The 282-nt window shown below is 64.2% G+C and carries 1 pseudogene; it reads left to right on the top strand.

Annotated features, from left to right (window positions below):
* Nucleotides 1-282, top strand: a pseudogene (locus EN857_RS34295) (LPS export ABC transporter permease LptF); the annotation flags it as partial.

Below are 282 nucleotides of genomic sequence, written 5' to 3'. Positions count from 1 at the left end.
GGGCGGAGCTCAACCAGCGCTTCGCCGAATGGTCCTATTCGCTGGTGTTCGCGCTGATCGCGCTTGCCGTAGCCGGCGACGCGCGCTCGCACCGCGAGGCGCGCATCAATCCGCTGATCACGGCAATCGCCGTCGCGCTGTTCGTGCGATGGCTGGGCTTCTTCGCCGCTGGCAAGGCCGACAGGGTCGGGTATTACGTCTACCTGCTCTACGCCATACCGCTCGTCGCTTCGGCGGTTTCGATCTGGTTCATCGTTTCCTCGCGCAGCATGGAATTGCCAG

Origin of the sequence: Mesorhizobium sp. M4B.F.Ca.ET.214.01.1.1, assembly GCF_004791545.1 — a bacterium.
Classification (GTDB): domain Bacteria; phylum Pseudomonadota; class Alphaproteobacteria; order Rhizobiales; family Rhizobiaceae; genus Mesorhizobium; species Mesorhizobium abyssinicae.
The sequence above is the reverse complement of the archived record's forward strand: the minus strand, read 5'-3'. Positions and strand labels throughout refer to the sequence as shown.